We start from the raw sequence: 5009 nt of genomic DNA, 5'->3' as shown, positions 1-5009 counted from the left end.
TCATCGGGTTCCTGCTCGTGCAGGTCAGCATCGCCCTGCAGGTGCTGCCCGGCGGTGCCGGGCTGGCCGAGGTGGGGTTGCTCGGTGCGCTGGGTAGCGCGGGCGTCGACCTCGGCCCGGCCGCCGCCGTCGTGGTGCTCTACCGGGCGGCAAGCTGGCTCGTGCCCACTGTCGTGGGCTGGCTCCTCTATGCCGTGCAGATCCACGTCACCCGGCCACTGCCGCACCTGCACCGTCCGACTCCGCAGTCGGCCACCGGGTAGGACTCCCTGAGCCCGACGGGCCGAAGGGTGGAGCGCCCGGACCGACACCGGGGCCGCCGCTTTCCTGCACTACCTGCGCGGTTACCGGGAGTGTCGGTGGCCGGGCCGACCCGGACCCTGCGGCACATCGGCGGTCGACATCCCCGACATCTCCATGCCCGACTTCTCCGTGGCGGCCGCCAGCGCGGTGACCGGCGAGCCTCCGAGCAGGTGGCACCGCAGCTCCGATAGCCGACGATCCTTGTGGTGACACGGCGGCCACTGGAGGGAGATACGGGCAGGATGACGACTAGGACCGTACAAGCGGATATGAAGGGCTGAGTACGCCGCAGATACGGCGCCACGAGAAGATCCTGCAATGGTTCCGATGTCGATCACACCGCCCGGTATGTCCGTCGGATGGTGGATCGAGCTGCCGCTCGGGGAGGACGCCGAGCCGACGTGGGCTCCGATCGACGTGCTCCTCGATCCGAGTTCCACCGGTGACGACCGGTGGGCGGTCCGCGTCCGGCGAGGTCGCGACGACTGGTGGGTGAAGATCCATCCCGACCTGTGGTTCCCGGTCTGCGATGTCGAGCCGACCTGACGATCGGATCGCCGCCAACCCGCACGACCGGCTCCGGCGGTAGGGCCCCTTCGACAGATTCTCGCAAGATCTCGCGGCCCGAGGCAGTCTGCCTGCCTCGTCGACGGCATATCGCCCCAGGCCGGTTGCGGGGGAAGAGGCCCGAGCTCAACCCGCGACCGGAAGCGCACCCGGTCAACCCGGTGGCCATCGGTGAGTCCGCCGGCACCCGGGCAATGGGTGGATCTCCCCCAGCGTCACGAAACGGCGTCGTGGCCGGCCTCGTCCCCGGTGATGGCGCCGGTGATGAGCCCGACCAGCTCGTCTCCCGTGGTGTCGGGGATGCTCCGGCGGGCTGCGGTCCGGCCGCGGCGTAGTACGTACGCGGTGTCGGCAACCCGCATCACCTGTCCCATGTCGTGGCTGACCAGCAGCACGGTGACGCCCGAGTCCCGCAGTCTCCGGATCAGCTCCTCGACGGCGGCGGTCTCCCGCACTCCCAGCGCGGCGGTCGGCTCGTCCATGATCACCAGCGTCTCGCCCCAGTTGGCGGCCCTGGCGATGGCGACGCTCTGGCGCTGCCCGCCCGACATCCGGCGGACGGTGGCGCGCACGTTCGGCACGTCGACGTCCAGCCGCGAGAGGATCTCCTCGCTGGACGCGATCATCGTCTTCCTGTCGAGCACCCGGAACGGGCCGAACCCGGTGGTCAGCTCCCGGTTGAGGTAGAGGTTCTGCCAGACCTGCAGGTCCTCGATCAGCCCGAGGGTCTGGTACACGGTCTCGATACCGAGCCTGCGCGCGTCGTCCGGGGAGGTGAGCCGGATCGGCTCGCCCCGGAACCGGATCTCTCCGCGATCGGGCGGGTGCACCCCGGTGAGGCAGCGCACCAAGGTGGACTTCCCGGCCCCGTTGTCGCCGAGGAGCGCGGTGACCTCGGCCTTCTCGATGCTGAGATCCACGCCCTGCAGGGCGCGTACCGCGTCGAAGGACTTCGTGACGCCGGTGATCTGGACGAGCGGTGAGCCGTCGGCCATGGCGACCCTCCTACTTCTGGAACCGGGAGATGAACGCGGCACCGAGCACGACCACGCCCACGGCGATGGGTTGGTAGTACTGCGAGATCCCGATCAGCGTGAACCCGTTGATCAGGCTCTGCAGCAGGACGGCGCCCGCCGCCGAGCCGAGTACCGAGGCGTGACCGCCGAACAGGCTCGACCCCCCGAGCACCACCGCGGCGATGGAGCTGAGCAACAGATCGGTCTGCAGACTCGGGTCGGCGCCGCCGGTGCGTGCCACGAGCAGCACGCTGGCCAGCCCGCAGGCCAAACCGGAGCCGGCGTAGGCGAGCAGCCGGATGCGCGAGACGTTGATGCCCGACTCTCGAGCGGCGTCGATGTTGCCGCCGGTGGCGAGGAAGTAGGTGCCGGTCCGGGTGCGGAACAGCAGGAAGCCCACCACGAGCGCCACCAGCGCCGCGACCACCCAGAACCAGCGCAGCGGGCCGATCCCGTCCAGCGCCAGCCCCTGCAGGAAACTCGAGTTGACCGGCACCGTGTTGCCGCCGGTCAGCAGCAGCGTGAGGCCACTGACCACGGACAGCGAACCGAGCGTGACGATGAAGTCCGTCATGTTCAGCCTGGCGACCAGCACGCCGTTCACCACGCCGACCAGCAGGCCGGCGAGCACCGCGGCCAGGATCGACACGGCCAGGCCCCAGCCGTGCGAGTAGCCGAACCCGAGCACCGCGGCCGCCCACGGCAGGTTGGAGCCGACCGACAGGTCGATGCCGGCCACGGTCACCACGAGCTGCTGGCCCATCGCGAGCACCAGCAGGATCGCGGCCGACACCAGCAGGTCACTGATGTTGTCGACGGTCAGGAAGTCCGGCGTGGCGATGAAGAACGCGACGAACACCACGACCAGGCCGATGGGGGCGGCGTAGCGCGCGGCGTCACCCATTGAAGCGACGCCGGTGGCTACGGGTCGGAGCGGCGAGGTCACCCACGGCTGGTCACTTCCCGGCCACGGGGTTGTCGAACGGCGCGAACGGCTGCGGGAACGAGGCGATCGCCTTGTCCGCGTTGCTGGCGTCGATGAGCTGGATCGGCGCCACGATGCGCGCGGGCACGGTCTTCTTCTGCACCAGCTTCATGCAGGCCTGCACCGCCATCTGGCCCTCGGCGTAGGGGTACTGCGAGATCGTGCCGGTCAGGGTGCCGTCCTTGACGGCGTGCAGCGCCGCTGTGATGCCGTCCACGGAGATGATCGAGATCTTGCCCGTGAGCCCGGCGTTGCGCACCGACTGCGCGGCGCCGAGGCCCATGGTGTCATTCGCCGCGAAGATGCCGGTGATGTCGGGGTGCGCCTTGAGGATCGCGTCGGTCACCGTCTGTGCCTTGACCTGGTCGTAGTCGGCGGGCTGGGTCGCCACCACCTGGAGCGCACCCGCCGTGGCCTTCTCGAAGCCCTGCTGGCGATTGATGCCGTTCTGCTCGCCGGCGATGCCCTGCAGGATCGCCACCTTGCCGGTGCCTCCCATCTTGGCCATCAGGGCCTTCCCGGCCTGCTCGCCTGCGGACAGGTTGTCAGCGCCGATGAACGAGGCGTAGGAGACACCGGCCTGCGCCGACGCGTTCGGGTCGATCTGCGTGTCCAGGTTCAGGATCGGGATCTTCTTGCGTGCCACCGGGATCAGCGGGGTGATCACGTTCGTCGCGTTGACCGGGACCACCCCGTAACAGCTGACGTCCTGTCCGGCGAGCGTGGAGATCTGGGCGTTCTCCCCGGTCGAGTCGGTCTCGCTGCTCCCGGCCTGCACGTCGACGGTGACGCCCTGCGTCTTGCCCTCGGCGACCGCACCGTCCCGCAGCGCCGCCCAATAGGGGTTGGTGAAGTCGCGAGTGACGATGGCGATCCGCACGTCGCCGGATCCGCCGCCCGAGCCGGCCTGCTCGCCGCGCCCGCACGCCACGAGGCCCGTACAGATCGTGGCGGCGGCGCAGAGGACGAGCGCTGCGCGAAGTGGTGTCGTTGCGGTGTTCATGGTGGTTCCCTTCTCCAGGTCCGTGGGATTCGTCGATCAGGTGTGTGTGTCCGGTGGGGGCCCACAGGAGCTCCGCCGCACCAACTGGCAGGTCAGTGCCGTGGTCGGTGGCGTCTCACCCGCCAGCAGGGCGAGCATCGACCGCACGGCGGCCTCGGCGAGCTCGACCACGGGCTGGGCCACGGTGGTGAGTGGCGGGTCTAGCAGGTCGAACCACGGCGCGTCGTCGTAGCCAACGAGTGACACGTCCTGCGGGATTCGCACGCCGGCGCGACGCAACGCCTTCATCGCGCCGATGGCCATCAGGCCGTCGGCGGCGACGTACGCGGTGGGTGGGTTCGGTGAGGCGAGCAGGCGCTCCACCGCGAGCTCACCGCTGTGCTGCCGGAAATCACCGCACACCACCTCGATGGCGGACCCGGCGAGCCCTCGCCGAGTGAGCGCGTCGACCATCAGGTCGTGGCGCTCCCGGCCGATCCGAGTCGTCCGGGGCAGCGCGATGATCCCGATCCGGCGGTGGCCGAGGCCGATCAACAGCTCGGCCACCTCGCCCAGAGCCGAAGCACCCGAGCCGCGCACCACCGGGACGGCGCGCAGCCACTCGGCCACGTCGCCGGCCCCGTCCACGGCGATGGGGCGGTCCAGGAGCACCATCCTGGCCCGCGCCGCACCGGCCGCGAAGATGCCCGGGGTCGCTCCGCCGGCCGGGACGAGCATCACGCCGTCCACCTGGCTCCCGGCGAGCAGCCGGGACAGGTAGCCGTCCTGGCGTTCGGCGTCCTCGTCGGAGTTGCACAGCACCACCGAGTAGCCCTGGGCGCCGGCGATGCGCTCGATCCGCCCGGCGAGCTCGGCGAAGAACGGGTTGGCCACATCGCTGACCACCAGGCCGAGCGCCCGGGTGGAGTCGGTCCGCAGCGAGCGGGCGGCGGCGTTCGGGCGGTAGCCGAGCTCGTCGGCGATCGCGATCACGCGTCTACGCGTGGCCTCGGAGACACGGGGGTTCCCGGACAGCGCGAGCGAGACGGTGGCATCGGAGACACCGGCCAACCGGGCGACGTCGCGCATCCGGACGGCCATGGCACCGCGTTCCTGTCGTCGTCGACCCGAAATTCAATCGATTAACTCGCGCTGA

5 protein-coding genes and 1 pseudogene are annotated in these 5009 nt (G+C 70.1%); 2 read left to right on the top strand and 4 right to left on the bottom strand.

The window, feature by feature from the left end:
- Together JWR81_RS31000 and JWR81_RS30995 are read left to right on the top strand one after the other, a co-directional pair.
- Window positions 1–263: pseudogene (locus tag JWR81_RS31000) on the top strand (hypothetical protein); the annotation flags it as partial.
- Window positions 264–630: 367 nt separating this feature from the next.
- The gene (locus tag JWR81_RS30995; RefSeq protein ID WP_297661037.1) at window positions 631–849 is read left to right on the top strand and encodes a hypothetical protein; all 219 of its coding nucleotides are present in this window, start codon (window positions 631–633) and stop codon (window positions 847–849) included.
- A gap of 236 nt (window positions 850–1085) precedes the next feature.
- On the opposite strand, the gene JWR81_RS30990 is transcribed toward JWR81_RS30995, so the two are convergent.
- The 4 genes from JWR81_RS30990 to JWR81_RS30975 are packed head-to-tail and all read right to left on the bottom strand — an operon-like array spanning window position 1086 to window position 4954.
- Window positions 1086–1865, bottom strand: a complete 780-nt coding sequence (locus tag JWR81_RS30990) for an ATP-binding cassette domain-containing protein (protein WP_297661035.1) — start codon at window positions 1863–1865, stop codon at window positions 1086–1088.
- A 10-nt stretch (window positions 1866–1875) separates the two neighbouring features.
- Window positions 1876–2790 carry an ABC transporter permease gene (locus JWR81_RS30985; RefSeq protein ID WP_297661033.1) on the bottom strand — a complete coding sequence of 305 codons (915 nt, stop codon included), beginning with the start codon at window positions 2788–2790 and terminating at the stop codon, window positions 1876–1878.
- Between the two features lie 52 nt (window positions 2791–2842).
- Window positions 2843–3874 carry a substrate-binding domain-containing protein gene (locus JWR81_RS30980; RefSeq protein WP_297661031.1) on the bottom strand — a complete coding sequence of 344 codons (1032 nt, stop codon included), beginning with the start codon at window positions 3872–3874 and terminating at the stop codon, window positions 2843–2845.
- Between the two features lie 36 nt (window positions 3875–3910).
- On the bottom strand, window positions 3911–4954 hold the full coding sequence (locus tag JWR81_RS30975; protein ID WP_297661029.1) for a LacI family DNA-binding transcriptional regulator: 1044 nt from the start codon (window positions 4952–4954) through the stop codon (window positions 3911–3913).
- Window positions 4955–5009: the final 55 nt, after the last annotated feature.

This window comes from Pseudonocardia sp., from assembly GCF_025965585.1.
Classification (GTDB): domain Bacteria; phylum Actinomycetota; class Actinomycetes; order Mycobacteriales; family Pseudonocardiaceae; genus Pseudonocardia.
This window is presented reverse-complemented; position numbering and strand designations above follow the sequence as displayed.

Bases quoted from the DNA above. Each gene is read 5' to 3' on its own strand.
- JWR81_RS30990 (WP_297661035.1), bottom strand. From the start codon at position 1,865: ATGGCCGACGGCTCACCGCTCGTCCAGATCACCGGCGTCACGAAGTCC.
- JWR81_RS30985 (WP_297661033.1), bottom strand. From the start codon at position 2,790: ATGGGTGACGCCGCGCGCTACGCCGCCCCCATCGGCCTGGTCGTGGTG.
- JWR81_RS30975 (WP_297661029.1), bottom strand. From the start codon at position 4,954: ATGGCCGTCCGGATGCGCGACGTCGCCCGGTTGGCCGGTGTCTCCGAT.
- JWR81_RS30980 (WP_297661031.1), bottom strand. From the start codon at position 3,874: ATGAACACCGCAACGACACCACTTCGCGCAGCGCTCGTCCTCTGCGCC.
- JWR81_RS30995 (WP_297661037.1), top strand. From the start codon at position 631: ATGTCGATCACACCGCCCGGTATGTCCGTCGGATGGTGGATCGAGCTG.